Genomic DNA, 3,003 nt, shown 5'->3' on the forward strand with positions numbered 1-3,003 from the left:
TCTTGTTTATAATTTTTGTCTGGTACTCTGTGCTTATTCTTTATGTTTGTTTTCTAGTTGTTTTATTTTTTGGGGGAAGTTTTAGCTTCCTTTGTAATAATTGCTACATCATATTTTCTGCAGTTTTCTCTGTGGTGATAAGAACCTTACATAATCCTTTTGCTAAAGCGGCTGTAATAATCTGCAACTTTTCTGCACCTCCTGCCACCATGATTGTCTGAGGCATGTCCTTTAAGGTATCAAGTGAGGTGGAGATAAGTCTTGAATCAATATCCTTATCTACAATTTCTCCATTCTTATTGATAAAGTGGCCGAGAATATCACCGACCGCTCCCAATCTCTTCAGATAAATGAAATCAGAACGATCAAACAGCCCCTGTTCAATTACAGTTGCGTGTTCATCAAGACCACCAGCACTGAACAGAGTCATTGACGAAGTTGAAGCCATTCTCTTTATCCATTGCAAATCTGGATGTTCGCAGAGCTTGTCAGAAAGTTCCTTTGAACTCATAAGCAGAGGGGCAGGGTAGAGGTACATCTTTGCCTTGAAAATATCTGAGCGTGCATTTGGCAGATAGTTATTAACACCGCCGGTTAAAGACACCGCAGTCCAGTTGCACTGACTTTCGGAGGCAAGATAGTTGAAGGCTAAAGACAGAGTTTTACCGTAGCCGATATTAATTACGGAATCATTGGTGAGTCTGAGATTTACGTAAGAGCAGGCTGCTCTTGCAAGACTTTCTGTAATGTTTTTGCTGTTTTCTGGTTCAGGTACAACATAAGCATTTTCAAGAGCGTATTTTTCTATCAGCTTTTTTTCTAAATCAAGTTTATTGTTATCAAGTCTTGTTATATAAAAACTGACGATGCCTTTTTGTCTTCCTTCTTCAAGCAGTTTAATAACTTTTAGTCTGCTTAATCCTAAGAGTTTTGCTATGTTCTGCTGAGTCATTCCGTCACAGTAATAGTACCAGCAGATTTTTTCAATTAAACGAAGGTCGGCGGTTTCAGACATAGTATTTACCCATGTTTCGTTAAATATATTTGTCATAGAAAATCTGTTTAGACAAATTCTACACATAAGTTTATATCTTCAACATTTGTAAATCAAAAGGCAAATACAAAAAAATAACCTATTTTTTAGAAAGTGAGATAAAACGCTTATTTTTTGCAAAAATTCAGTATTTTTTTGGAAAAAACAGTATAAATTAACAATAGTCTCAAAAAAAATTTTTTGTCAATGCTGTCTTACTTTTGTAAAAGGAATTGAAAAATGTCTGAGTCACAGTTCCTCCTTGAAGCTCGCGATGTGCATAAGAGTTTTGGACTTAATCAGGTCCTCAAAGGAATTACTTTGACATTGAAGAGTTCAGAGGTTGTTGCCCTGATTGGAGGTAATGGTGCTGGTAAATCTACTCTGATGAAAATTCTGATGGGCATTTATAAACCGGATGACGGTGTTTTTAAAATCAATGGGCAAAGCCTTGATCATCTCAATCCTAAAAAATCCATGAAAGCTGGAATCTATATGGTTCCTCAGGAACCTATGATTTTTCCTCATATGTATGATTTTTCCTCATATGTCTGTTATGGATAACATTCTTATAGGATTTAGCGGCAAGAAATCTCTGCTTATCGAAAAGCTTAACCATTTTTATAAACAGATTAACTGTAAAATCGATTTAAACCGTCTTGGCATGACCTTATCAATTGCAGAACAGCAGATGGTTGAACTTCTCCGTGGCCTGATGCGTGAAAGTAAGATTCTGATTTTGGATGAACCAACATCCTCACTAACCTTTGATGAGGTTCAGACTTTATTTAAGATTGTGCGCGACCTAAAGAAAAAAGGTATCGGCATTATCTATATTACCCACAGATTGTCTGAGGTTTTTGAGCTGGCAGACAGTATCTGTATTATGGCAGATGGCAAAATCACCCTAAGAGGTGAAACGTCAAAATTCACCAGAGAAATGCTGGTTGAAGCTCTACTCCCTCCAAGCTTTACTCCTGCACCTAAGAATCGAACTGAACTTGAGAAAAAGATCCGTAAGCATATGCCTATTCTGCAGCTTAAGAATTTTTCAGGCTATGGCTTTAAAGATATTTCCTTTAATGTTCTGGAAGGTGAAATTGTTGGCATCGCAGGTGTAGTTGGAGCAGGCCGAACCGAACTTGCCAATACGATTTTCGGAAAGGAAATTCCTTTAGGGGGAAACGTTATTCTGGATGGCGAGGATATAACCGGCCGCAGTACCTCTGATGTCATCAGAATGGGTATCAACTATGTGCCAGAAGACAGAAGGTGTAATGGTCTTTTTGGAATTTCTCCTGTCTGTGCAAATATAACTTCAGCACTACTTGATTCTAAGATTACCGGTAAGGTTGTTCTGAACAGTTCTGAAGAAGTCAGAATCAGCGAAAAATATATTAAGGATTTCAGAATCAAAGTAACCTCTCCTTATCAGGAAGCAGGATCTTTATCAGGTGGTAATCAGCAGAAGGTTGTGATTGCCAGATCTTTATCCACAATGCCAAAACTGGTAATTCTGGATGAACCAACCAGAGGTATTGATGCAGGTGCACGTGGAGATGTTTATAAGATTATCCGGGAATTAAGTCAGACAGGCGTGGCGGTGATAGTTATATCTTCTGATACGGAAGAGATTATCGAGCTTGCCGACAGGGCAATTGTATTCTGTCGTGGCAGAGTGAGCGCGGTTTTAGAGAAGGATCAGATCAATCAGCAGAACATTACATCTGCATCATTCGGCATCTATAAGGAGGAGGCCAATGTTTAGAAAGATAATAAGCCGCTATGAGTCAAAGGCCTTTGCCTTTCTGGTTCTGATGTTTGTAATGGTTTCTCTGGTAAATTCAGATTTTCTGACCGGTGAATCCGTGGTGAACTGCTTCAATGACTCGGTGGTGTTTACTCTTTTAGCAGTTGGCTCTGCCTTTGTAATTTTAACTGGAGAGATTGATGTATCTGTAGGTTCAGTT

Annotated in this window: 3 protein-coding genes and 1 pseudogene; 3 read left to right on the forward strand and 1 reads right to left on the reverse strand. The window is 38.5% G+C overall.

The window, feature by feature from the left end; genetic code table 11:
- Nucleotides 1–103: 103 nt before the first annotated feature.
- A complete protein-coding gene (locus QZU45_RS12430) occupies nt 104–1,051 on the reverse strand; it encodes a sugar-binding transcriptional regulator (RefSeq protein ID WP_295355758.1) in 948 nt (315 codons plus the stop codon).
- A 222-nt stretch (nt 1,052–1,273) separates the two neighbouring features.
- Here QZU45_RS12430 and QZU45_RS12435 point away from each other — a divergent pair, with 222 nt between their 5' ends.
- The 3 genes and pseudogenes from QZU45_RS12435 to QZU45_RS12445 form a co-directional block, all read left to right on the forward strand.
- Complete coding sequence (locus QZU45_RS12435) at nt 1,274–1,597, forward strand: ATP-binding cassette domain-containing protein (protein ID WP_295355760.1); 324 nt, start codon at nt 1,274–1,276, stop codon at nt 1,595–1,597.
- A complete protein-coding gene (locus QZU45_RS12440; RefSeq protein ID WP_295355762.1) occupies nt 1,581–2,801 on the forward strand; it encodes a sugar ABC transporter ATP-binding protein in 1,221 nt (406 codons plus the stop codon). The genes QZU45_RS12435 and QZU45_RS12440 overlap by 17 nt, the downstream gene beginning before the upstream one ends.
- A pseudogene (locus tag QZU45_RS12445) lies at nt 2,794–3,003 on the forward strand (ABC transporter permease); the annotation flags it as partial. The gene QZU45_RS12440 and the pseudogene QZU45_RS12445, both read left to right, overlap by 8 nt.

Source organism: uncultured Succinivibrio sp., assembly GCF_902756765.1.
Classification (GTDB): domain Bacteria; phylum Pseudomonadota; class Gammaproteobacteria; order Enterobacterales; family Succinivibrionaceae; genus Succinivibrio.

What these genes read in the sequence shown, in the direction of transcription:
- QZU45_RS12430 (WP_295355758.1), bottom strand. Translation starts at nt 1,051, where the DNA reads ATGACAAATATATTTAACGAAACATGGGTAAATACTATGTCTGAAACC.
- QZU45_RS12435 (WP_295355760.1), top strand. Translation starts at nt 1,274, where the DNA reads ATGTCTGAGTCACAGTTCCTCCTTGAAGCTCGCGATGTGCATAAGAGT.
- QZU45_RS12440 (WP_295355762.1), top strand. Translation starts at nt 1,581, where the DNA reads ATGTCTGTTATGGATAACATTCTTATAGGATTTAGCGGCAAGAAATCT.